The following is a 22458-nucleotide window of genomic DNA, read 5'->3' on the forward strand; positions in this document are numbered from 1 at the left end:
CATCCGCCGATTCGGGCACAACTAAACCGAACCGAACCGAACCGAACCGAACCGCAGTACCGATCAGGGAGAAGAACGTGCCAGTCGATGGCTTCTTGCAGAGTCCAGCGGACATCATCCGCCTCACCGCCGGATGGGAGGGGGAGCGCTCTGCCGACGGGCGTCCGCGCGTCGGTGATGACGTGCTCGAGCGCATCATGACGGCGACATCCGAGGACGCCTGGGCGACGACCCACAAGCACGGGTATCCGCGGCAATTCGCGAGCGGATGGCAGCAGACCCACCAGGGGCGGGTGCTCGTGGGACGGGCGGTGACCGCGCAGTTCCTTCCCCACCGTCCCGACTACGACGCCGCCGTGGTCGCGGCGGGCGAGCGCGACGGTCTGCAGGACGGCGATCGCCAGAACTCCTGGGTGATCGATGCGCTCGGTGAGGGCGATGTCATGGTGGTCGACATCTTCGGGAAAGTCGTCGAGGGCACGGTGATCGGTGACAATCTCGGCACTGCCGTCGCAGCCCGCACCCACGCCGGCGCGGTGATCGACGGGGGCGTTCGGGATCTGACCGGTCTGCAGCGACTCGACGACGTCAACTTCTTCTACCGCGCGGCCGACCCCACGCCCATCCGCAACGTCACCCTCGCCGGATTGAACACACCGGTGCGCATCGGCGGGGCGACGGTGCTGCCCGGTGACGTCGTGCTCGGCACGGCGACCGGCGTGTACTTCGTGCCTCCGCAACTCGCGGTCGAGCTCGCGGACAACGCATGGGAGACGGCGTCACGTGACGCGTTCGGCAAGCAACGGCTGAGAGAGGGGCGCTACTCGAGCGCTTCCATCGACACCTCGCCGTGGCTCGACGAGATCGAGACCGATTTTCAGAGTTGGCGCGAGCGCGAGGGGAGCGCTCGTTGATGTCCACGCTGAGCGATATCGGATCCCTGTCGTCTGAGGCCGCGTACGAACTCCCCGTCTCGCGTTCTTCCGCCCCGTCGCAGTTGCGGATCACCGATCTGCGGATCGCGAACCTGGTCGGCGTGCCCTTCCGCTCGACGATCGTGCGCATCGACACCAACCAGGGCATCAGCGGATACGGTGAGGTACGCGATCAGGCGAGCGCGAGCTACGTTCTCGCCCTCAAGAGCCGGCTCATCGGCCGCAATCCGTGCGACATCGATGCGATCTTCCGTTCGATCAAGCAGTTCGGCGGGCACGGTCGCCGAGGTGGCGGCGTCAGTGCCGTCGAGATGGCGCTCATGGATCTGGCGGGCAAGGCGTACGGCGTACCGGCCTATCAGCTCGCCGGGGGAAAGCATCGCAATGAGGTGATGTGCTACGCCGACACCCCCGGCGGAGCCGACCCGCACCGCACAGCCGCGATGTTGCGCAGCAGACTGGATGCGGGATACAAGATGCTCAAGGTCGACGTCGGGGTCGACCTCCTCTGGGACATCCCGGGCACCCTCATCGCACCACCGTACGCGCGCACGGCGAAGCTGACCATGCACCCCTTCACCGGGCAGCAGATCACTCCTGCCGGCATCGAGTACCTCGTCGACTACGTGCGCGTGCTTCGCGAAGAGGTGGGCTACGCGGTGCCACTGGCAATGGATCACTTCGGTCACATCCCGCTCGAGTCCTGCATCCGGATCGCGCAGGCGTTCGAGGAGTTCAACCTCGCGTGGCTGGAGGACATGATCCCGTGGCAGTACACCGCGCAGTGGAAGCGCCTCACGAATGCGACGACCACGCCGACATGCACGGGCGAGGACATCTACCTGGCGGAGAACTTCCGGCCTCTGATCGAAGAGGCAGCGGTGAGCGTGATCCACCCTGACCCTGCGACATCGGGTGGAATCCTGGAGACCAAACGTCTCGGGGACTACGCCTGGGATTTCGGTATCCCCATGGCATTGCACCTCGCCGCTTCGCCGGTCGCGACGATGGCCTGCGTGCATCTCGCGGCGGCGACGGAGAACTTCATCGGCTTGGAGCACCACGCCGCCGATGTCGAAGGGTGGAGCGACCTCGTCACCGGTCTACCCACCCCGATCATCCAGGACGGATTCATCCAGGTCCCCGACGCTCCCGGTCTCGGGTTCGGAGACATCGACGAGGAGGCCATGCGTGGTCACCTGGACCCGGCGGATCCGGTGTTCTTCGCGGAAACCTCCCACTGGGATGCGGAGCGGAGCATGGATCGGATCTGGGGATGACCATGCGGATCGCGGTCACGGGGGCGGCCGGGCTGCTCGGCCGACGAGTCGTGGCCGCGATCCGCTCCGAGGGATACGAGGCCGTCGCCATCGACCGGGTCGCCTCGCCCGGCGGCGTCGCCTGCGACGTCACCGACGCGGAGGCACTGCGCGACGCGATCGGTCACGCGGATGCCGTCGTGCATCTGGCGGCGATCACCTCCCCTCTGAACAGGCGGGCGCAGGTGGTGCACAACACCAATGTCACCGGCTCGTACAACGCGCTGACCGTCGCGGCTGAGCAGGGCATCGGTCGAGTGGTGATGGCGTCGAGCGTGAACGCGATCGGTGGATGCTTCAGCCGCTCGCCGCGGTACGACTATTTCGCGGTCGATGAAACGCATTCGTCCTACTGCGAAGACCCGTACGGCCTGTCCAAAAGAGAAGCGGAGCTGCAGGCGGACGCCGTGGTCGCCTCGAACCCGGGATTCTCTGCATTCTCGTTGCGATACCACGCGCTCATCGCCACGCGGGCGGAGCGTCTGGACCGGCACCCCGCGGACGCGCCGTCGCGCGACCTCTGGGGGTGGACGCCCCTCGACGAGGCGGCGGAAGCGACCGTGCGCGCCTGCACGGTCGCCTCTGAGGCGCACGTCGTGCTCAATCTCGTGGCCGCCTCGACGCTCAGCAGCACTCCGACGGCGGAGCTTGCGGCCAGGTACTACCCGCACGTGCCGATCACCGCTCGTCTCCGCGGCAGCGCCTCGTTCTACGACTCGGAGCGCGCGAGGAGCATCCTCGATTGGCGCGGTGAGGACGTGTGATCGTCGCAGCAGCGACCGATGATGAACAGATGACGAGAGGTGACTGATGGGTGCGGACTCCGGAGTGGAGAAGACTCTGGCAGAAGTGATCGCGCAGGAGGAAGAGCTGCGATTCGACGCGTTCGGCTATGAGGATGCCTATGTCGCGGGAACGCGCATGATCGAGCTCGCGCGTTCGCGGGACCAGGCTGTGGCCGTGTCGATCGTGTTCGGCGCACAGCGGGTGTTCCATGCCGCCCGCGCCGGCACACGCGTCGAGAACGATCTGTGGCTGGAGCGGAAGATACGCACTGTAGGGTCGTACGCACAGTCGACGTACCGCGTCGGACTGTCCTTCCGGCTCCGCGGAGCGGACTTCCGTTCGACGAACTGGCACGAACCCAACGATTTCGCCCCCTTCGGCGGCGGATTCCCCATTCGGGTGGGGGAGCTGCTCGTCGGCGTCGCTGCGGCGTCCGGTCTCGCCGAGGCCGACGATCACGCTCTCGTCGTCGAGGGCCTTCGAGCACTCCGCGAACGATGAGTGCCGCTCAGGCGCTCGCCGACTCCTCGGATGCCGGGGCGGCAGGTGCGATGCCGTAGAGCGTGTTCAGCGCGACGATGAAGTCGTCCGCGCGGCCTTCGGCGGCCAGCTCGTGCGCACGCACGGTCGGGGTGTGCAGCAGGACGCCGGAGAGGTGGCGCAGCGCCTGCTCGACGCGGCCGTCCTCGTCGCCGCGCGCCCTGGCGCGGTCGATCTCGGCCTCGAGCAACGAGAAGATGTGCGAGCGCATCGCGACGACGGCGGGTGTCACGCTCTGCTGTCGGCCGACGACGTGGAAGGTGTCGGCGGCTTCGCGGACGACGCTGCGTGCGGCATCCGTCGCCTGGAGCTCCTCCAGCGGTGCGTGCAGGCGGATGGTCTCCAGATCGAGCAGGGCGACGCCTTCGAGGTCGGAGATCGAGGGGTCGACGTTGCGCGGCATCCCGAGGTCGATCACGAGCTGCGAGTGCGGCCCGACGGGGCATCCGGCGGCCACCGGTCCCGTGGGCGCCTGCAGGTGCTCCGGGCCGAGGACGGGCTCGGTCGCGGTGGTGCAGGTGATCAGCAGCGTGGAGCGCGAGGCGATGCGCGCGTAGTCCTCTGCGGCCACCGGCGTGATGTCGTGCTTCTTCGCGAACAGCTCGGCACGGCCGGAGGGGGAGTAGACGCAGATGTGCTTCGCGCCGCGTTCGCGGAGCGTGGCGAGCGTGACAGCCGCGTACGCGCCGGTGCCGACCAGCAGCACCCGCTCGGCGGACCAGTCGGCGATCCGGCTGTCGGCGAGTTCGAGCGACAGGCGCACCAGGGAGCGGCCGGCGCGTCCGAGCGCAGTGACGTTCTTGACCTTGCGCTGTGCCTGGCTGGCGCGCTGGAACAGGCGCTCGAGCTCAGGGGAGGTGGTTCCCTCCTTGCGGGCGGAGGTCAGCGCACGGCGGACCTGGCCGGCGATCTCGCCCTCGCCCGGCACGACGGACTCGAGTCCGGATGCCACGGCGAACAGGTGCTCGGCCACGCGGGCTCCGGAGTGCACGGCGTACGATCCGTCCAACTCGGATGCCGGGATGCCGGAGGACTGCTCGATGGCTTCGAGGACCGCTTCGACGCCGACGGCACCCGCGGCGGTGACCGGCTCGTCGATCTCCACGTACGCCTCGAACCGGTTGCACGTCGAAAGGACCACAGCCCCTTGAACGCACGGCGCGATGGACAGAAGGTTCGGCGCGACGTCGTCAGGGGTGCGGCTCAGTCGTTCGAGCATGTCGAAAGAGGCGGTCTTGTGACTCGCCGTCACACACAGCAGCACAAGGAGATTCTACGCCGTGTCGAAAGGCGCTCGCTCCCAGGCGGAAACAAAGCTCTCGGATGGGAGGATGGAAGCATGCCTGCACCCACTGCCCCGCTGCTGCGCGCGCTCGCCGGAGACCGCCCGGAGACCGCCCCGGTCTGGTTCATGCGACAGGCCGGGCGATCGCTGCCCGAGTACCGCGAACTACGCGTCGGAACCCGGATGCTCGACGCCTGTCTCACCCCCGACCTCGCCGCGGAGATCACCCTGCAGCCGGTCAGGCGGCACGGCGTCGACGCCGCGGTCTTCTTCAGCGACATCGTCATCCCGCTGCGCCTCGCCGGCGTCGACGTCGTCATCGAACCGGGTCGTGGGCCGGTGTTCGCCGACCCGGTCAGGACCGCAACCGACGTCGATCGGATCACGGCGATCGACCCGCACGATCTCGACACGACCGCGATCGCGGAGGCCGTGCGCATCACGACGGCCGAACTCGGCGACACCCCGCTCATCGGCTTCGCCGGAGCACCGTTCACTCTCGCGGCCTACCTCGTCGAGGGCGGACCGTCCAAGGAGCATCTCCGAGCCCGCGCCATGATGCACACCGACCCCGCCGCGTGGAATCGCCTCGCCGACTGGCTGTCGCGCATCTCGCGCCGCTTCCTCGAGGCGCAGCGCGACGCCGGAGCAGCGACGGTGCAGCTGTTCGACTCGTGGGCCGGATCGCTCAGCCCTTCCGACTACCGCGCCTTCGTCGCCCCGCACTCGCGGGCCGCCGTCGAAGGCATCGACCTCCCCGTCATCCACTTCGGCGTCGGCACGGGGCCGTTCCTCGCGGACATGCGTCTCGACGGCGTCGCGGATGCCGTGGGCGTCGACTGGCGCCAGCCGCTCGACGTGGCCGCTGGCATCCTTGGCCCCGATGTGACCGTGCAGGGCAACATCGACCCCGCGCTGCTCTCCGCTCCGTGGCCCGTGCTCGAGGCGCATGTGCGCGACGTGCTCGAGCGCGGCCGTGCGGCGCGTGCGCACATCGTCAACCTCGGCCACGGTGTCCCGCCGGAGACCGACCCCGATCAGCTGACCCGCATCGTCGAACTGGTCCACGGCGACTGAGTCTCAGGCAGCCCGTACCCGGCGCCACCAGCGCACGATCCGCAGGTCGTCGGGTCCGAACCTGCCCTCCGGAAGGGCAGCACGGATCCGCGCGTCGTCGAAAGGTCGCGCCGGGCGGATGTCCTCCGGCGGCTCCGGGGCGAACGGCAACGGCTCACTCACACCCTCGGCCAGCATCCGCGCCTGCGCTCGGGCGACCAGAGGCACGACCATGGTCCACTCGGTGAGGTGGCCCAGTGCCTTGATCGTCCACACCGGAAGCGGGACGAACGCGGGGCGTCGTCCGGCGACGCGGGCGATGCGTCGGAGCGCCTCGCCGAGAGTGATCTCGTCGACGCCCATGAGTGCGATCGTCGGATCGGGGATGCGCCCCTCCAGGGCCGCGATGAGGACATCGACGGCATCCTCCACCGGCACCGGACGGGCAGTGCGCTCGCGGAACCCGACCGTTCCGAACACAGGCAGCGTGCGCACCGCTTTGGTGACGTGGTCGACCATGTGGTCGCCGGCGCCGTAGATCATGCCCGATTTCACGATGGTGTGCTCGATGCCGGACGCTCGGATGAGCTCCTCGGCCTCCCACTTCGACTCGTGGTAGCCGGAGCCGCAGTTCGGCCTGGCGCGGAGGAAGCTGACCATCACGATCCGCTTCACACCCGCGAGCCGGGCGGCCTCGACCACGTTGCGCGTGCCCTGCACGTGCACGCGCTGAAACGTCTGGTCGCCGATCTCGCGGTTGATGCCGGCGCAGTGAACGACGGCATCGCATCTGGCGAAAGCGGTTGCGAGCGCGTCCACGTCGGCGAGATCGAGACCCGCGCGGCGCGAGACCTGCACGACGTCATCCAATCGTTCGGCGAGATGCCGTCCGACGAAACCGGTGCCACCGGTGATCGCGACCTTCATGTCCGCTCCTTCGCTTATTAGCTATTCAACGAAATGCTATCTAGCGAAAGTGCTATATTGCAACCATGGCAGACAACGCGTCCGACGTCTTCGCCGCACTGGCTCACCCCACCCGCCGGCAGATCCTGCAGGACCTCAAGGACGGGGAACTCGCCGCTGGCGAGATCGCCTCTCGTTTCACCTCGAGCGGCCCGACGATCTCCCGACACCTCAGCGTGCTCCGTCAGGCGGAGCTGATCACTGAACGCCGCGACGGGAACCGGATCCTCTATTCGCTCGTCGGCGAGCGACTTGCGTTGTCCGTCGGCGACTTCCTCTCCGTCGTCTGCCCCGAGCAGATCGTGCTCCGGGAGGTGCGCAAGCGCGGCACTCAGCAGCGCCCTGAAAAGATGGATGCATGAGCGAACACCCCGAACCCGAACTGGCCGAGCGTGCCGCCGAGCGCCACGTCGTCGTGGTCGGCGGTGGCGTCGCCGGCCTCGTGGCGGCACGCGAGTGCGCCAAGATCGGCATGCGCGTGACGCTGCTCGAGGCAACGGCCGAACTGGGCGGCGCCGTCCGTCGGGCCGAGATCGACGGCGTTCGACTGGACGCCGGAGCCGAGAGCTTCGCCACCCGTGGCGGCCATGTCCGGCGACTGGTGAACGAACTGGGACTGGCGGACCACGTCCAGACGCCGGCCGCCGGCGGAGCGTGGTTGGCCGGTGTCCCCGGCGTGGAACCTTTGCCCTTGCCCAAGGGCGGCATCCTCGGCATCCCCGCCAATCCGTTCGTCGACGACGTGCGCCGGATCATCGGATGGCGGGGCGCATGGCGCGCTTACGTCGACCGCGTCCGTCCGCCGCTGACCATCGGCCACGAGCGCAGCCTCGGCCGCCTGGTCGCAGCGCGGATGGGACGCCGGGTGCTCGAGCGCCTGGTCGCGCCGGTCGTCTCGGGCGTCTACTCGGCGCACCCGGACGACGTCGACGTCGACGTCGCGGCACCGGGGCTGAACGCCGCGCTGACCAGGGTCGGCTCGCTCAGCGGCGCCGTCGACGCCCTGGTCGGCCAGCAGCAGGCCGCACGCAAGGACAAGGCGCCCGGATCGGCGGTCGAAGGTCTCGCCGACGGTATGAGCACGCTCGTCGACGCGCTGCGCGCAGACCTCGACAAGCTCGGTGCAGTCGTGCGGACGGGGGCAGCGGTCGAGTCCCTCACCCGCGCCGGAGACGCCTGGACCGTTGCCGTCGCGGCTGTCGATGAAGCCGACCCGGAGGCCCCGGAGGCCCCGGAGGCCCCGGAGGCCCCGGAGGCCCCGGATGCCGCTGAGGCCGCCTCGCCCGCGGACGACGAGCCGCTGACGGCGGATGCCGTGATCATCGCCACGGCCGAAGGGCCGGCACGCGCACTGCTGGACGGTCATGTGGCCGACCTCGGTGCGGCCGCGGCCTCTCCCGAGATCGAGATCGTCACCCTCCTGCTCGACGCCCCGGCGCTGGACGCCGCCCCCCGCGGCACCGGCGTGCTCACGGTGCCGGGGAGCTTCACCGCCAAGGCGCTCACGCACGCCACCGCCAAGTGGACGTGGCTGCGCGAGACGGCGGGGAGCCGCCACGTGGTGCGCGTCTCGTTCGGCTCCCAGGGCGAACCGGCGGCCACGGCATCCCTCGACGACGACGCGGCCGCGCAGCTCGCGCTCGAGCAGGCCTCGGCGCTGCTCGGCATCCCGCTCTCCTCGGCGCAGCTCGTGGGTGCGCACCGGGCGCGCTTCACGCAGTCGCAGCCGGCATCACTCATCGGCGCGGGTGAGCGCCGGAGGAGGACGCGGACGGCCGTCGAAGCGGTGCCGGGTCTCGCTGTCGTCGGGGCGTGGCTGTCCGGAACCGGGCTGGCGCAGGTCGTCCCCGATGCCACGGCCGAGGCGGATCGCATCCGCCGGCACCTTCTCTGGGCCTGATCGAAGGCCCGCTGTCAACCCCTCAGAAGATTAGATGCCGAAAACGGCATATGGGGTTACTCTGGAACTCCTGGCCCGCGGAAAGAACGCGTGCGGCCCGACCGGAACAACGTGAGGAGACCCCATGAAGGGGAAGATCGGACTCGTCGTCGGACTCGGCGTCGGCTACGTTCTCGGCACACGCGCCGGGCGCGAGCGCTATGAGCAGATCAAGACGCAGTGGCTGAAGCTCTACCACCTCGATCCCGTCCAGGAGCAGGTGGGCAAGGTCAAGGGCTTCGTGGGAGAGAAGGCCGCCGCGATCCCGGGCGCCGTCTGGAACGGCGTCGTCAAGGTGACCAAGTCCGCGACCGGCCCCGGTACGCCCGGCCAGAAGCTCGACGCCACGATCGCCGCGGGCAAGGACGTCGTGGAAGAGGTCTCCGACGCGGCCGAGGACGCCGTGGACGAGGCGAAGGAGAAGGCGAACGAGGCGAAGTCGACCTCCTCCAAGCCCGCCGCCGCGAAGCCTGCCGCCAAGAAGACCACGCAGAACGGCAAGTGACATGGTCCGCGGATACCGCGACCGTGCGGACGACAGCCTGCTGACGCTGCTCGGGGACCTCCCCGAGCTCGTCAGCGCACTCGTCAAGGCCGAGATCGATGCGGCGAAGGTGTGGATCTCCCGCACCGCGAAGGATGCCGGGATCGGCAGCGTCTGGTTCCTCGTCGCGCTGTTCTTCCTGTTCTGGCTCGTGCCGATGATCCTCGTGTTCGCCGTGGCCGGACTCTCGTCGTGGTGGCCTGTCTGGTTGTCCGCACTGGCCGTCATCGGCATCCTGATCATCGCCGTGCTCGTGTTCGCACTGCTCGGCATCCTGAAGTTCCGCAAGGTCATGGCCAGGGAGAACCCCGGACAGGCCGTGGCGAAGGACATCCGACTCGTGAAGGACGCCGGCGATGACGAACTCTGAGCAGCAGCTTTCCCGCACACCCGTGACGCTTCCCCGCACCGCGGTTCCGGCAGGTATCGCCGACCCGGTGCAGTCGGCGCGCGCCGAGCTGAAGGCGGCACTCGCGGCCATCGAGATCAAGGGCAACGTTCCGCGCCGGGTCGAGAAGGCGTCGAAGCGCGCAGCCGTCAAGGCGCGCGCTTTCGCCGACCGCAACCCGGTCGGCGCGATCGCCGCCGCAGTCGGAATCGCGGCGGCCGCAGGTGCGCTCGTCTGGGGCATCGCCAGGGTGATCGCCCGCTGACGCTTCCTCCGCGCAGGGGCCGAGGCTCCGGCCAGGAGCCGGCCGGGCATCCGTCGCGCATTAGCGATGCCAGGGGGAAAGGGGCAGACTGGAAGCATGTCCGACCTGAGCGAAGAATCCCCATCCGGCTTCACCCTCTGGGCGGTGTGGCGCCGTAACCCGAACGCTCCGGTCCTCGAGACCGACGCGACCGAGCTGGAGACCATCGCCGAGCACATCGAGGACTCCGGCGTCACGATCCGCGGCTTCTACGACGTCTCCGGACTCAAGGCCGACGCCGACCTGATGGTCTGGCTGCACGGCGCGACAGCCGAGGAACTGCAGCGGGCACTGCGCCGGCTGCGCCGCACCGAACTGCTGCGCACGCTGATCCCGGTCTGGAACGTCATGGGCGTCCACCGCGACGCCGAGTTCAACCGCGCGCACGTGCCCGGCTTCCTCCGCGGGGTCGAGCCGAAGGACTGGCTGTGCCTGTACCCGTTCGTACGCACCCCCGAGTGGTATCTCGCCCCGGAGGAGGAGCGCCGCAAGATGCTCGCCGACCACGGACGCAAGGGCGCCGCGTTCACCGGTGTCATCGCGAACACCGTCGCGGCCTTCGCGCTCGGCGACTACGAGTGGCTGCTTCCGCTCGAGGCCGATGACGTGACCGAGCTCGTCGACCTCATGCGCGACCTGCGCTACACCGATGCGCGGTTGTACGTGAAGGAGGAGGTCCCGTTCTACACGGGACGGCGATTGCGCTTCGACGAGATCGCGGACGTGCTCCAGTAGGCCCGTGATGACGACTCCGATCCGCCTCGGCACCCGTCGAAGCGCCCTTGCCAGGGCGCAGTCCGGCCACGTCGCCGCCGCCCTCGAGCAGGTCTCCGGGCGCCCGGTCGAGCTCGTTCCGATCGTCTCGGAGGGCGACACCAATCGCGCCTCGCTGTCCGAGATCGGCGGCATGGGGATCTTCGCCACCCGTCTGCGCGAGGCTCTGCTCGCGGGCGAGTGCGACTTCCTGGTCCATTCGCTGAAGGATCTGCCCACCGCGATCCCCGACGGACTGGTCATCGCGGCGACCCCGCCCCGTGAGGACGCCCGTGACGTCGTCATCACGCGCGGCGGAACGCCCCTGCACGCCTTGCACGCCGGCGCTTCCATCGGCACGGGTTCCCCTCGCCGCATCGCGCAGGTGCGGCGGCGGGCGCCGGAGGCCGAGGTCGTCGACATCAGGGGCAACGTCGACTCGCGACTGGGACGTGTCGAGTCCGGCGAGCTGGATGCCGTGATCCTCGCCGCCGCCGGCCTGTCGCGGCTGGGCAGCGACACGAGCCTGCACCGCGAGCAGCTCGGTCTTGCCGAGTGGCCGACCGCCCCCGGCCAGGGGGCGCTGGCGGTCGAGACCAGGACGGATGCTCCGGACGACCTGCGCTCGGCCCTCGCCGCGCTGGACGACCCGGAGACCCATTTCGCCGTCGAGGTGGAGCGCGGCATCCTCGAAGGCCTCGATGCCGGATGCCAGGCGCCGATGGCCGCGCACGCGGTCGTCGATGGCGACTCGATACGGATCAGAACGGTCGTGTACGCGGTCGATGGAAGCCGGCGGATCGGGCTCGACGTCACCGAGCAGGTGAACGGGGGGTATATTCGTCTGAACGGCAGTGGCAATGGTGCGGATGCTGCCGATGGTGCGAACCCGATGCACACAGCACGTGAGATCGGGCTTTCTGTCGCCCGTCGGTTGCTCGAACAAGGGGCGGCCGACCTGGTTCCCCGAGAGCATTCCTGATGACCGAATCCGAATCGAAGCATGACAAGCCGCTCGCCGGCTGGCGCGTCCTCGTCCCGCGAGGAGGCCCGTGGGGCGACGGCGTCGCCGCCAGTCTCCGCGCGCAGGGCGCCGTGCCCGTCGTCGCGCCGCTGATCAACTTCGGCCCGACGACCGATCAGGCCGCCCTCGACGAAGCCCTTGAGCAGCTCGCCGCCGGCGAGTTCGACTGGCTGACCGTCACGAGCGCGACCACCGTCGACGTCCTGTTCGCGCACCGCGCCGTCGTGCCGAAGAACACGAAGATCGCTGCGGTCGGAGAGACGACGGCCGCGGCCCTGCAGGCAGCGGGCTACGAGGTGGCGCTCGTTCCGACGCAGGACAACTCCGCGGAGGGCATGGCCGCGCAGCTCATCGCGCTCGAGCCCGAGCCGCGCCGCATCCTCACGCTGCGCAGCGAGATCGCCAAGCCGGTGCTGTCGAAGTCCCTCGTCAAGGCGGGGCATCGCGTCTCGAGCGTGGTCGCCTATCGCACGGTCGGTGTTCCCGTGACCGACCGCATCCGGCGTGACGTCAACAGCGGACGCATCAACGCCATCCTCATCACGAGCGGTTCCGTGGCGCAGCAGGTGCGCGAGCAGTTCCCCGAGATCCCTGACGAGACGCTGCTCGCCGCCATCGGCCCCCGCACGGCGAAGGACGCCCGCAAGGCCGGCCTGTCCATCCAGGTCGTCGCCGACAAGCAGACCGTGGATGCCCTGATCGAGGCGGTCTCGCACTTCACGCTTCCGCACGCGGCAGACGAGTTCGCGCCGTGAGCTTCCCTGAGATCCGGCCGCGTCGACTCCGGCAGTCGGCGGCCGTCCGCGACCTCGTGCGCGAGACGGATGTGCTGCCGCGGCATCTCGTCCTGCCGATGTTCGTGCGCGAAGGTCTGACCGACGCGGTTCCGATTGGTTCGATGCCCGGCGTCGTGCAGCATTCCCTGGACTCGCTCAAGCGCGCCGCTGTCGAGGCCGCGGACGCCGGTGTCGGAGGCGTGATGCTCTTCGGCGTTCCGGCGGTCCGCGACGCCATCGGCTCCGGAGCCGACGATCCGGACGGCATCCTCAACGTCGCGACCGCTGTGCTGGCCGCCGAGGTGGGCGATGCTCTCGTCGTGCAGACCGACCTGTGCCTGGACGAGTTCACCGATCACGGCCACTGCGGTGTGCTGGCGGCTGATGGATCCGTCGACAACGATGCGACTCTCGAACGGTACACCGCCATGGCGCTCGCGCAGGCGCGCGCCGGCTCGCAGCTGCTGGGTCTGAGCGGCATGATGGACGGCCAGGTGTCGGCGATCCGTCGGGCCCTGGATGCCGAAGGGTTCGTCGACACGCTGCTCCTCGCGTACGCGGCCAAGTACGCCAGCGCGTTCTACGGCCCGTTCCGGGAGGCCGTCGATTCGCAGCTGACCGGAGACCGGCGCACGTATCAGCTCGATCCGGGCAACCGTCGCGAAGGCGTCCGCGAGGCCGTCATCGACGAGGCCGAGGGCGCGGACATCGTCATGGTGAAACCCGCGATGTCGTTCCTCGACGTGCTGCGCGAAGTGCGCGACAGCGTGCATATTCCGGTGTGGGCATATCAGATCTCCGGCGAGTACGCGATGATCGAGGCCGCGTCCGCGAACGGCTGGATCGATCGCCGCGCGGCGATCCTGGAATCGCTGCTGTCGATCCGCCGCGCCGGTGCGGACGCCGTTCTCACCTATTGGGCGACCGAGGCCGCCCGGTGGCTGTCGTCGCCCGTCCGCTGACCGTCGCCTGAAACCGACCGACCGTCGACACGAGGATTGCCCCATGACCGACCGCAATGATGACCTCTTCGCCGCCGCCCGTGCGGTGACGCCCGGCGGAGTGAACTCCCCGGTGCGGGCGTACGGATCGGTCGGCGGCACGCCGCGTTTCCTCGCTTCGGCGCAGGGTGCGACGGTGACGGATGCCGCCGGCGACACCTACGTCGACCTCGTGGCGTCGTGGGGGCCTGCCCTCCTCGGTCACGCCCACCCGGAGGTGGTCGGTGCCGTGCAGGAGGCCGCGACCCGCGGGCTGTCGTTCGGCGCGCCCACCGAGGGCGAGGTCGAGCTCGCCGGTCTGATCGTGGACCGGGTCCGCGTCGGCGAGCACGCGCCGATCGAGCGCGTGCGGCTCGTGTCGACCGGCACGGAGGCGACGATGACGGCCATCCGTCTGGCCCGAGGCGCCACCGGTCGTGACCTGCTCGTGAAGTTCGCCGGCCACTACCACGGTCACTCCGACGGCCTGCTGGCCGCCGCAGGCTCAGGGGTGGCGACGCTCGCCCTGCCCGGCTCGGCCGGAGTGCCGGCTCCGATCGCCGCGCAGACCCTCGTCGTGCCCTACAACGACCGGGCGGCGATCGAGCAGGTCTTCGCCGAGCTCGGTGATCGCATCGCCGCGATCATCGTCGAGGCCGCCGCCGCCAACATGGGCGTGGTCGCGCCCGAACCGGGCTTCAACGCGTTCCTCGCGGAGACCGCGCACGCCCACGGCGCGCTGCTCATCCTCGACGAGGTGCTCACCGGCTTCCGCGTGCACCCCGCCGGCTTCTGGGGCCTGCAGGCCTCAGCGGGCGACGTCTACCTGCCCGACATCATCACCTTCGGCAAGGTCGTCGGCGGCGGGATGCCTCTTGCTGCGCTCGGGGGACGCGCGGAGATCATGGACCTGCTCGCCCCGCTCGGCCCGGTGTATCAGGCCGGCACGCTGTCGGGGAACCCGCTGTCCGTCGCCGCAGGACTCGCGACGCTGCGGCTGGCGACCCCGGACGTCTACGCCCGAGTGGATGCCGCGGCATCCCGTCTCGCCGATGCGCTCGACGCCGCGCTGACCGCGGCTGGTGTCGTGCACGCCGTCCCGCGGGCGGGCAATCTGTTCGGCGTCGTGTTCGCCGAGAACGCGCCGCGCGACTACGCCGAGGCGCAGGCGCAGGAGGCCTTCCGATACGCTCCGTTCTTCCACAGCATGCGGGAGCAGGGCATCGCCCTGCCGCCGAGCGTGTTCGAGGCCTGGTTCCTCACCGCCGCCCACGACGACGCCGCCCTGGCGAGCATCGAGCGCGCATTGCCGGCAGCCGCTGAGGCCGCCGCGCGCGCCTGACCACAGCCCCCGGCATTCGTCAGGACGGCCGCGCCGAGCGTTCCCCACGACCGGATCGTTGCCGTCCTGTGAGCAAGTCGCAGACATCTCGCAGGAGGACGCTGGCAGACTGAGAGTCATGGTGACGTTGCTGCTGGATCAGACGCAGCTCGAAGTCGTGCTCTCACCCGTCGAGCGGGCTGCGACATTCCATCGCGAGAACATCCGGGTCGCACGCGACAACATCACCAAGGTCCAGCTCACCGATGACGCGTGGACGTGGCTGCGCGGCGTGCCGGGGCCGGGAACGCACATTCCGGGCATCCTCGCCGCCGGCACCTGGAAGGGCGCGGGCACCACGGACTTCGTGCTCATCCGCCGTCGTCGCCCGAGCGTCGTCATCGATCTCGAGGGCGACGAGCTGTATCAGCGGCTGATCTTCACGACCCGTCACGGGCTGGCGCTGACTCAGGCGCTGCGCCTGGACGTGACGGAGGAGCTCGCCGACGTCGTCGAAATCGTCGCGACCGCGCCGGTTCCCGTCGTGAAGGGCAAGGGCCGCCCGGTCATCCGACCGCGCCCGATCTGACGCTCAGGACCGCGAGTGCTCGGGCTGCTCGCCGTCGTGCTGCTCGTCCTCGTCGTGCTGCTCACCGCGCTCGACCGGCGCGTCATCGCCGTCCGCGACGTGCTGCTCGTGCGCGAACTCGGTGTATTCGGCCTCCGATGAGTCCGAGTCGGGTGCGGCAGGAGCATCCGCCTCGTCGAGATGGTCGTGCGACTCGTCCGACTCGGGCTGGTGGCTCGGCTCGTGCTGGTCGTCCGAGGCGGTCTGCACCTCGTCGGCGGAATCATCGGATGCGGGCGACGCGCTGTCTTCGGACAGCTGCTCCTGGGCGTCGTCCTCTTCTGCGCTCTCGTCGAGCGGGCGGCCGGTGAGCAGCGCTGCCCAGGCATCCGACACCGCGGGGTTCGACGGCGCCTCGGAGCCCTCGTCGGACCGCGAGAGTCCCGCGGCCGCGGCCGCGAGGTCGGCGACGCCGGGAAGCGGGCGATCCTCGGCGGCCGAGATCGGCGCGAAGACCTCGATCCCCTCGGCGTCTTCTTCGTCCTCGGCGTCGTCGTCTTCGTCCTCGTCGACGGAGGCAGCCTCGACGGAGTCGTCCTCGGTCGCGGCCGGGTCGGCTTCGCCCCCGTCCTCTGCGATGCCGTCGACAGCGTCTGCCTCCGCGGCGTCCGCGTCCGCGGGGGATTCCTCCGCGTCGGGTTCGGCGTCATCGACGGCGAGCTCCTGGTCGGCGACGGGCGCGGCATCCGTGTCGGCGACGCCCGCGAGCGCGGCAACCACCGGAACGGCCACGGTCGCATCCGCGGCCTCCGGCTTGCGCAGCTGCACGGGGCGATCGTTGACGAGATCGAGGAAGACGTCCTCGAGCGTCGGTCCGCGCTGCTGCAGAGTGGTCAACGCCACGCCCGCCTGAGCGGCGACCGTGCCGATGGTCCTCGCGTCGCTGCCGCGCACGGTGAGACCCGATCGCAGGACCTCGAACTCGAAGCCGGCGGCGCGCAGCGCGTCGGTCAGGCCGTTGCGGTCCACGGCATCCACCACGACAGGCCCGGCGGTAGGGTCCGCGAGCGAGGCGAGCGACCCGGCGAACTTGCGTTCACCGTGCGCGATGACCAGGATCTCATCGGCGACCTGCTCGACCTCGCTGAGCACGTGCGAAGAGACGAGAACCGTGCGGCCCTCATCGGCGAGTCCGCGGATGAGCATGCGCATCCAACGGATCCCCTCGGGGTCCAGGCCGTTCGCCGGCTCGTCCAGCACGAGCGCACCGGGGTCTCCGAGCAGCGCCGTCGCGGCGCTGAGACGCTGGCGCATGCCGAGCGACAGCGCGCCGATGCGCGTACCCGCCTCGCCGTCCAGACCGACGAACGAGATGACCTCGGACACACGCGAGAGCGCGATGCCGTTCGCCTTCGCGGCGATGACGAGGTGGCGCTCGACCGAACGACGCGGGCGGAACCCGGGGTCCTCCGGCATGGCGCCGATGATGCGCGCCGGGTGCTTCAGATCGGAGTACTGCGCTCCGCCGATGGTCGCCGTCCCCGACGTGGGTCGGATCTGGCCGAGCAGCATCCGCAGCGTGGTCGTCTTGCCGGCACCGTTCGGACCGAGGAACCCGGTGACGACCCCAGGCTCGACCCGTCCCGAGAAGTCGGAAACGGCGGTGACGTCGCTGAACCGCTTCGTCACTCGATCGAACTCGAGCACCTGTCCGTCGGGCATCGGGACCTCTCTTCGGTGGGCAGTACCCTCTATCTTGTCGGAAATCGCGGAAAATCGTGCATTATCAGGGTGGAAACCGCCAGCGGGTAACGTGGCATCCGTGACCGATCAGCCTGCAGCATCCCGTGTCCTCGTCCGCACCGAGGGCGCGCTGGGGCGGCTCACGCTCAATCGGCCTGAGGCCATCAACGCCCTCGACCTCGGCATGATCCAGGAGATCACCCGCGCGCTCGAGGAGTGGAAGACGGACACCGACGTACAGATCGTCCTTCTCGACGGGGAAGGCCGAGGGCTCTGCGCCGGCGGCGACGTGCGAGCGCTGTACGACCAGATCCGCGCAGGGGAGCCCGAGCGGACGGCCGACTTCTTCCGTGCCGAGTACGCGATGAACGCGCTGATCGCGGAGTACCCGAAGCCGCTGGTCGCCTTCGCGGACGGCATCACGATGGGCGGCGGCATCGGCCTGGCCGGTCATGCCGCGATCCGCATCGTCACGGAGCGCTCCAGGCTCGCCATGCCGGAGACCAGGATCGGCTTCACCCCCGACGTCGGCGGCACGTACCTGCTGGGTCGCGCACCCGGCCGGCTGGGGGAGTACCTGGCTCTCACCGGACGCACGCTGGACGGCGCGGATGCCGTGTACACCGGCCTCGCCGATCACTACGTGCCCTCCGAGAACCTGGACGCGCTGCGCGAAGCCCTCGCCTACCGAGCCGACCCGACAGGCCCGGCGGAACTGGTCCTGCTGTTCGACGAGACCCCCGAGCCCTCAGGCCTGATCGCCGAGCGCGCCTGGATCGATGACGCCTTCGCGGCCGATTCGGTGGGCGAGATCGTCCGGCGGCTGGCGGAGCGCTCGGAGCCAGCGGCCGCTGAGACGGCCGGCGTGCTCGCCGAACTCGCACCGACCGGCCTGGCCGTGACCCTCGACGCGGTCCGCGAGGCGCGCGAGGGCGACCTCCGCGACGCGCTTACGGGGGAGTACCGCCGCGTACTCTGGTTCGTGCATCACCACCCGGACCTCGTCGAGGGCATCCGCGCGCAACTGGTCGACAAAGACCGGACGCCGCGCTGGCAGCCCGCCACGATCGCCGAGCTGGGTCCGGATGCCGGGGCGGGCGCCAGGGAGTTCGTGCCCGAGACCCCACTGTTCGCCTGAGAAAGCTGGACGGGGTGCAGATATGCGCCCCCATCGGCGGAATTCGTTCGCCCTGAGCGGATAACGCCGGTATCCACTGGGCAATGTCCGTGGGGCGTGGCACGCTACTTGATGGCCCACTCGGGTCCGCTGCTCAGAAGGAATCCTCCATGCTCGGAAAACTCCTGTTCCGCTATCTCTCCAAATACTGGCCGTTGCTCGTGGGCGTGTTGGTGTTCCAGTTCGCCAGTGCCCTGGCGACGCTCTATCTCCCTCGGTTGAACGCCGACATCATCGACAAGGGTGTCGCGCAGGCCGACACCGGCTACATCTGGAGCACCGGAGCCTTCATGCTCATGGTCTCGCTCGGGCAGATCACGGCTTCGATCATCGCCACCTACTTCGCGGCACGTGCGGCCATGAGCGTCGGCCGCGACATCCGCGCCGACGTCTTCTCCCGCGTGAGCGGATTCTCCGAGCGCGAGGTCTCGCAGTTCGGCGCGGGGTCGCTCATCACCCGCAACACCAACGACGTGCAGCAGGTGCAGATGCTCGCGATGATGGGCGCGACCATGTTCGTCATGGCTCCCATGCTCGCGATCGGCGGCATCATCATGGCCGTCCAGCAGGATGTCGGGCTGAGCTGGCTGATCGCCGTCTCCGTGCCGGTGCTGCTCATCCTCGCAGGCATCATCATCGGGCGCATGGTGCCGCTGTTCCGTCGTAACCAGCGCAAGCTCGACAACGTGAACCGCATCATGCGCGAGCAGCTCACGGGTGTGCGCGTCGTGCGCGCCTTCGTCCGCGAGAACATCGAGGAGGAGCGCTTCCGCGGCGCGAACACGGACATCATGATCCTCGGTCGCAAGATCGGTTCGCTGTTCGTCCTGCTGTTCCCGCTGTTCATGCTGATCCTGAACGTCACGGTCGTGGCCGTGATCTGGTTCGGCGGCATCGAGATCAACGAGGGCAACGTCGAGGTCGGCACCCTGTTCGCCTTCATGCAGTACATCGGTCAGATCATGGGCGGTGTCATCATGGCCAGCTTCATGGCGATCATGATCCCGCGCGCCGCGGTCTCGGCCGAGCGCGTCGGAGAAGTGCTGGATGTCGCATCCACGCTGGAGCGCCCCGAGAACGGCGTCACCGAGTTCCCGACCCCCGGCGCCGTTTCGTTCGAGGGCGTCGAGTTCACCTACCCCGGCGCGGAGTCCCCGGTGCTCAGCGGCATCGACTTCCGCGCGGAGCCGGGTGAGACGGTGGCGATCGTCGGATCGACCGGTGCCGGCAAGACCACACTGGTCTCGCTGATCCCGCGTCTGTTCGACGTCACCGGCGGCGTGATGCGCGTCGGCGGCACCGACGTCCGCGAGGCGGATGTCGAGGCGCTGTGGGACAGTATCGGGCTCGTGCCCCAGCGACCGTTCCTGTTCACCGGGACCGTGGCATCCAACCTCCGCTACGGCCGCGAGGAGGCCACGGACGAGGAGCTCTGGAAGGCGCTCGAGATCGCTCAGGGACGCGACTTCGTCGAGGAGATGCCCGACGGGCTGAACTCGCGCATCGCCCAGGGCGGCACGAACGTCTCCGGCGGCCAGCGTCAGCGTCTCGCCATCGCCAGGGCGATCGTGCACCAGCCGCAGATCCTGGTTTTCGACGACTCGTTCTCCGCCCTCGACCTCACCACGGACGCCCGCCTCAGACAGGCCCTGTGGCGAGAACTTCCGGAGGTGACGAAGATCGTGGTCGCACAGCGTGTGTCGACCATCACGGATGCCGACCGCATCGTCGTCCTGGATGGCGGCACCATGGTCGGCGTCGGAACCCACGACGAACTCCTCGCTTCGAGCGAGACCTACCGCGAGATCGTCGAATCGCAGCTGGGAGTGGACGCATGAGCGCGTCGAAGAGCTCAGGGAACGAGCCGGTGCAGCTGACCCCTGAAGAGCAGTACGAAGCCGAACTCGCCGAACAGGCGCGCCAGAACTCCGGCGACTGGGACGCGGTCGCGCCCGGCAAGGCCGACAACTTCGGCAAGAGCTTCGGTCGGATGATCGGCCTGCTCAAGCCCTCGGCACTGTGGTTCGTGTTCGTGTCGATCCTCGGGGCGATCGGCGTCGTCCTCACCGTGGCGGCGCCCAAGGTGCTCGGCGAGGCGACCAACATCATCTACGAGGGCTTCATCTCCAAGACGCTCGGCGACTCCGGCGTCCCTGCCGGAACGTCCCAGGAGCAGATCGTCGAGATGCTCCGCGCCCAGGGGCAGGACGACTTCGCGAACATGGTCGCGGCGTTCAGCGACTTCCAGGTCGGCGCCGGCATCGACTTCGATCGGCTGCGATGGATCATCATCGCGGTGCTGGCGATCTACGTCGGCGCTGCGCTGCTCACCTGGATCCAGGGCTACGTGATCAACGTCATCATGATGCGCACGATGTGGCGTCTGCGCGAGGACGTCGAGGCGAAGATCAACCGTCTGCCGCTGTCGTACTTCGACAAGGTGCAGCGCGGTGAGCTGATCTCTCGGGTCACGAACGACATCGACAACATCACCCAGACCATGCAGCAGTCGCTCTCGGGCGCGTTGACGTCGATCCTGACCGTGATCGGCGTGCTCTGGATGATGTTCACGATCTCGTGGCAGCTCGCGCTGGTCGCGCTGGTCGCGCTACCGCTGATGGGTGTCATCTTCGGCGTCATCGGTCCGCACTCGCAGAAGGCGTTCGGAACGCAGTGGCGCAAGGTCGGCCGACTGAACGCCCGCGTCGAGGAGGCCTTCTCCGGCCACGCGCTGGTCAAGGTCTTCGGCCGCGAGCAGGACGCCCTGGACAAGTTCCAGGTCGAGAACGAAGAGCTCTTCCAGGCGAGCTTCAAGGCGCAGTTCCTGTCGGGCATCATCATGCCCGCCATGACCTTCGTCGGCAGCCTCACCTACGTCGGCATCGCGGTGCTCGGTGGTCTGATGGTCGCCAGCGGCCAGCTGCGTCTCGGCGACGTACAGGCGTTCATCCAGTACTCGCAGCAGTTCACGCAGCCGCTGAGCGAGCTGGGCGGCATGGCGGCCGTCGTGCAGTCCGGTACTGCTTCGGCGGAGCGGGTGTTCGACTTCCTCGATGCCGACGAGCAGGAGGCCGACGACGAGGACGCCCCGCAGATCAAGCAGGGCAAGGGTGTCATCGAGTTCGAGAACGTGTCGTTCTCGTACACGCCGGAGCGTCCGCTGATCAACGACCTGTCGTTCCGCGTGGAGCCCGGCCAGACGGTCGCGATCGTCGGGCCGACGGGTGCAGGCAAGACGACCCTCGTCAACCTGATCATGCGTTTCTACGAGCTGAGCGGCGGGCGCATCCTGCTCGACGGTCAGGACATCGCAGCGCTCACGCGTTCCGACCTGCGCTCGCGCACGGGAATGGTGCTGCAGGATCCGTGGCTGTTCGCCGGATCGATCCTGGAGAACATCCGGTACGGTCGTGCGACGGCGACCGACGAAGAGGTGCTGGCGGCGGCGAAGGCGACCTACGTCGACCGGTTCGTCCACGCACTTCCCGAGGGCTACGAGACGGTTCTCGACGAGGACGCCTCGAACGTGTCGGCGGGTGAGCGTCAGCTCATCACGATCGCCAGGGCGTTCGTGTCGCAGCCGTCGATCCTCATCCTCGATGAGGCGACGAGCGCCGTCGACACCCGCACCGAGCTGCTGCTGCAGCACGCCATGGCTGCGTTGCGTCAGGGCCGAACCTCGTTCGTGATCGCGCACCGTCTGTCGACGATCCGCGACGCCGACCTCATCCTCGTGATGGAGCACGGCGACATCGTCGAGAAGGGCACGCACGACGAGCTCATCGCTGCGCAGGGAGCCTACTGGCGCCTGTACCAGTCGCAGTTCGAGCAGGCCGCGACCGACATCGATGCCGAAGAGGCGCTCACCGCAACCCCGGTCGTCGTGACCGGCGAGGCAGAGGAAGCGGCCGAGGCCGAGTCGGAGTCCGAGCGGGCCTGACCCGCAGACGGAGGGTCGTCACCCCACGGGGTGGCGGCCCTCCGTCGCGTCCGGGCGCCGGGGCACCTGGTCATATCGGGGGTGGTGAGGCGACCAATCGCGACAGCCCGGTCT

At 69.0% G+C, this 22458-nt stretch carries 22 protein-coding genes; 19 read left to right on the top strand and 3 right to left on the bottom strand.

The genetic code is table 11. The annotated features are described in order from the left end of the window. Nucleotides 1-95 precede the first annotated feature (95 nt). From OED01_RS01305 to OED01_RS01320, 4 genes are read left to right on the top strand one after another with little or no spacing between them, the layout of a single operon-like run. Complete coding sequence (locus tag OED01_RS01305) at nucleotides 96-914, top strand: RraA family protein (protein ID WP_264156607.1); 819 nt, start codon at nucleotides 96-98, stop codon at nucleotides 912-914. Continuing rightward, nucleotides 914-2215 (top strand): mandelate racemase/muconate lactonizing enzyme family protein, encoded by a 1302-nt coding sequence (locus tag OED01_RS01310; RefSeq protein ID WP_264156608.1) that lies wholly within the window; start codon nucleotides 914-916, stop codon nucleotides 2213-2215. Before OED01_RS01305 ends, OED01_RS01310 begins: the two co-directional genes overlap by 1 nt. Continuing rightward, complete coding sequence (locus OED01_RS01315) at nucleotides 2212-3018, top strand: NAD-dependent epimerase/dehydratase family protein (protein WP_264156609.1); 807 nt, start codon at nucleotides 2212-2214, stop codon at nucleotides 3016-3018. The genes OED01_RS01310 and OED01_RS01315 overlap by 4 nt, the downstream gene beginning before the upstream one ends. 46 nt (nucleotides 3019-3064) lie before the next feature. Next, nucleotides 3065-3541, top strand: a complete 477-nt coding sequence (locus OED01_RS01320; RefSeq protein ID WP_264156610.1) for a heme-degrading domain-containing protein — start codon at nucleotides 3065-3067, stop codon at nucleotides 3539-3541. 7 nt (nucleotides 3542-3548) lie between these two features. Here the strand turns inward: OED01_RS01320 and OED01_RS01325 are convergent, their stop codons facing one another. Beyond that, the gene (locus OED01_RS01325) at nucleotides 3549-4799 is read right to left on the bottom strand and encodes a glutamyl-tRNA reductase (protein WP_413231639.1); all 1251 of its coding nucleotides are present in this window, start codon (nucleotides 4797-4799) and stop codon (nucleotides 3549-3551) included. 120 nt (nucleotides 4800-4919) lie between these two features. On the opposite strand from OED01_RS01325, the gene hemE reads away from it, so the two are divergent. Further along, a complete protein-coding gene (gene hemE / locus OED01_RS01330; protein ID WP_264156612.1) occupies nucleotides 4920-5942 on the top strand; it encodes a uroporphyrinogen decarboxylase in 1023 nt (340 codons plus the stop codon). Nucleotides 5943-5945: 3 nt separating this feature from the next. On the opposite strand, the gene OED01_RS01335 is transcribed toward hemE, so the two are convergent. Further along, entirely contained in the window at nucleotides 5946-6848 is a 903-nt protein-coding gene (locus tag OED01_RS01335; protein ID WP_264156613.1) for an NAD(P)H-binding protein, read from the bottom strand. A gap of 65 nt (nucleotides 6849-6913) precedes the next feature. Between OED01_RS01335 and OED01_RS01340 the strand changes: the two genes are divergently transcribed. From OED01_RS01340 to OED01_RS01390, 11 genes are all read left to right on the top strand, one after another. Then, on the top strand, nucleotides 6914-7249 hold the full coding sequence (locus OED01_RS01340) for a metalloregulator ArsR/SmtB family transcription factor (RefSeq protein WP_264156614.1): 336 nt from the start codon (nucleotides 6914-6916) through the stop codon (nucleotides 7247-7249). After that, nucleotides 7246-8787, top strand: a complete 1542-nt coding sequence (locus OED01_RS01345; protein WP_264156615.1) for a protoporphyrinogen/coproporphyrinogen oxidase — start codon at nucleotides 7246-7248, stop codon at nucleotides 8785-8787. The genes OED01_RS01340 and OED01_RS01345 overlap by 4 nt, the downstream gene beginning before the upstream one ends. A 124-nt stretch (nucleotides 8788-8911) precedes the next feature. Next, a complete protein-coding gene (locus OED01_RS01350) occupies nucleotides 8912-9331 on the top strand; it encodes a hypothetical protein (protein ID WP_264156616.1) in 420 nt (139 codons plus the stop codon). A gap of 1 nt (nucleotide 9332) precedes the next feature. Continuing rightward, nucleotides 9333-9740 (top strand): phage holin family protein, encoded by a 408-nt coding sequence (locus OED01_RS01355; RefSeq protein WP_264156617.1) that lies wholly within the window; start codon nucleotides 9333-9335, stop codon nucleotides 9738-9740. Further along, nucleotides 9727-10023 carry a hypothetical protein gene (locus tag OED01_RS01360; protein WP_264156618.1) on the top strand — a complete coding sequence of 99 codons (297 nt, stop codon included), beginning with the start codon at nucleotides 9727-9729 and terminating at the stop codon, nucleotides 10021-10023. The genes OED01_RS01355 and OED01_RS01360 overlap by 14 nt, the downstream gene beginning before the upstream one ends. 96 nt (nucleotides 10024-10119) lie before the next feature. After that, nucleotides 10120-10797, top strand: coding sequence for a hydrogen peroxide-dependent heme synthase (gene hemQ, locus OED01_RS01365; RefSeq protein WP_264156619.1), 678 nt, complete (start codon nucleotides 10120-10122; stop codon nucleotides 10795-10797). A 7-nt stretch (nucleotides 10798-10804) separates the two neighbouring features. Further along, entirely contained in the window at nucleotides 10805-11797 is a 993-nt protein-coding gene (hemC, locus tag OED01_RS01370; protein ID WP_264158001.1) for a hydroxymethylbilane synthase, read from the top strand. Next, nucleotides 11797-12594: a uroporphyrinogen-III synthase gene (locus OED01_RS01375; protein WP_264156620.1), complete on the top strand. Its 798-nt coding sequence runs from the start codon at nucleotides 11797-11799 to the stop codon at nucleotides 12592-12594. Before hemC ends, OED01_RS01375 begins: the two co-directional genes overlap by 1 nt. Continuing rightward, nucleotides 12591-13577 (top strand): porphobilinogen synthase, encoded by a 987-nt coding sequence (gene hemB / locus OED01_RS01380; RefSeq protein ID WP_264156621.1) that lies wholly within the window; start codon nucleotides 12591-12593, stop codon nucleotides 13575-13577. The genes OED01_RS01375 and hemB overlap by 4 nt, the downstream gene beginning before the upstream one ends. Nucleotides 13578-13620: 43 nt before the next feature. Continuing rightward, nucleotides 13621-14937, top strand: coding sequence for a glutamate-1-semialdehyde 2,1-aminomutase (locus OED01_RS01385; RefSeq protein WP_264156622.1), 1317 nt, complete (start codon nucleotides 13621-13623; stop codon nucleotides 14935-14937). Between the two features lie 118 nt (nucleotides 14938-15055). Next, a complete protein-coding gene (locus tag OED01_RS01390) occupies nucleotides 15056-15505 on the top strand; it encodes a hypothetical protein (protein ID WP_264156623.1) in 450 nt (149 codons plus the stop codon). A 3-nt stretch (nucleotides 15506-15508) separates the two neighbouring features. Here the strand turns inward: OED01_RS01390 and OED01_RS01395 are convergent, their stop codons facing one another. Next, on the bottom strand, nucleotides 15509-17206 hold the full coding sequence (locus OED01_RS01395; protein WP_264156624.1) for an ATP-binding cassette domain-containing protein: 1698 nt from the start codon (nucleotides 17204-17206) through the stop codon (nucleotides 15509-15511). Nucleotides 17207-17306: 100 nt separating this feature from the next. Here OED01_RS01395 and OED01_RS01400 point away from each other — a divergent pair, with 100 nt between their 5' ends. The 3 genes from OED01_RS01400 (at nucleotide 17307) to OED01_RS01410 (ending at nucleotide 22344) form a co-directional block, all read left to right on the top strand. Next, a complete protein-coding gene (locus OED01_RS01400) occupies nucleotides 17307-18365 on the top strand; it encodes an enoyl-CoA hydratase/isomerase family protein (protein WP_264156625.1) in 1059 nt (352 codons plus the stop codon). A 149-nt stretch (nucleotides 18366-18514) separates the two neighbouring features. Beyond that, complete coding sequence (locus OED01_RS01405) at nucleotides 18515-20242, top strand: ABC transporter ATP-binding protein (protein ID WP_264156626.1); 1728 nt, start codon at nucleotides 18515-18517, stop codon at nucleotides 20240-20242. Then, complete coding sequence (locus tag OED01_RS01410) at nucleotides 20239-22344, top strand: ABC transporter ATP-binding protein (RefSeq protein ID WP_264156627.1); 2106 nt, start codon at nucleotides 20239-20241, stop codon at nucleotides 22342-22344. The genes OED01_RS01405 and OED01_RS01410 overlap by 4 nt, the downstream gene beginning before the upstream one ends. Nucleotides 22345-22458: the final 114 nt, after the last annotated feature.

It is taken from the genome of Microbacterium sp. M28, from assembly GCF_025836995.1.
Lineage (GTDB): Bacteria > Actinomycetota > Actinomycetes > Actinomycetales > Microbacteriaceae > Microbacterium.

Coding starts and splice junctions, on each gene's coding strand:
- OED01_RS01355 (WP_264156617.1), top strand. CDS start 9,333: ATGGTCCGCGGATACCGCGACCGTGCGGACGACAGCCTGCTGACGCTG.
- OED01_RS01350 (WP_264156616.1), top strand. CDS start 8,912: ATGAAGGGGAAGATCGGACTCGTCGTCGGACTCGGCGTCGGCTACGTT.
- OED01_RS01390 (WP_264156623.1), top strand. CDS start 15,056: ATGGTGACGTTGCTGCTGGATCAGACGCAGCTCGAAGTCGTGCTCTCA.
- OED01_RS01345 (WP_264156615.1), top strand. CDS start 7,246: ATGAGCGAACACCCCGAACCCGAACTGGCCGAGCGTGCCGCCGAGCGC.
- OED01_RS01310 (WP_264156608.1), top strand. CDS start 914: ATGTCCACGCTGAGCGATATCGGATCCCTGTCGTCTGAGGCCGCGTAC.
- OED01_RS01315 (WP_264156609.1), top strand. CDS start 2,212: ATGACCATGCGGATCGCGGTCACGGGGGCGGCCGGGCTGCTCGGCCGA.
- hemQ (WP_264156619.1), top strand. CDS start 10,120: ATGTCCGACCTGAGCGAAGAATCCCCATCCGGCTTCACCCTCTGGGCG.
- OED01_RS01410 (WP_264156627.1), top strand. CDS start 20,239: ATGAGCGCGTCGAAGAGCTCAGGGAACGAGCCGGTGCAGCTGACCCCT.
- OED01_RS01385 (WP_264156622.1), top strand. CDS start 13,621: ATGACCGACCGCAATGATGACCTCTTCGCCGCCGCCCGTGCGGTGACG.
- OED01_RS01325 (WP_413231639.1), bottom strand. CDS start 4,799: ATGCTCGAACGACTGAGCCGCACCCCTGACGACGTCGCGCCGAACCTT.
- hemC (WP_264158001.1), top strand. CDS start 10,805: ATGACGACTCCGATCCGCCTCGGCACCCGTCGAAGCGCCCTTGCCAGG.
- OED01_RS01335 (WP_264156613.1), bottom strand. CDS start 6,848: ATGAAGGTCGCGATCACCGGTGGCACCGGTTTCGTCGGACGGCATCTC.
- OED01_RS01375 (WP_264156620.1), top strand. CDS start 11,797: ATGACCGAATCCGAATCGAAGCATGACAAGCCGCTCGCCGGCTGGCGC.
- OED01_RS01405 (WP_264156626.1), top strand. CDS start 18,515: ATGCTCGGAAAACTCCTGTTCCGCTATCTCTCCAAATACTGGCCGTTG.
- hemE (WP_264156612.1), top strand. CDS start 4,920: ATGCCTGCACCCACTGCCCCGCTGCTGCGCGCGCTCGCCGGAGACCGC.
- OED01_RS01340 (WP_264156614.1), top strand. CDS start 6,914: ATGGCAGACAACGCGTCCGACGTCTTCGCCGCACTGGCTCACCCCACC.
- OED01_RS01320 (WP_264156610.1), top strand. CDS start 3,065: ATGGGTGCGGACTCCGGAGTGGAGAAGACTCTGGCAGAAGTGATCGCG.
- OED01_RS01360 (WP_264156618.1), top strand. CDS start 9,727: ATGACGAACTCTGAGCAGCAGCTTTCCCGCACACCCGTGACGCTTCCC.
- OED01_RS01395 (WP_264156624.1), bottom strand. CDS start 17,206: ATGCCCGACGGACAGGTGCTCGAGTTCGATCGAGTGACGAAGCGGTTC.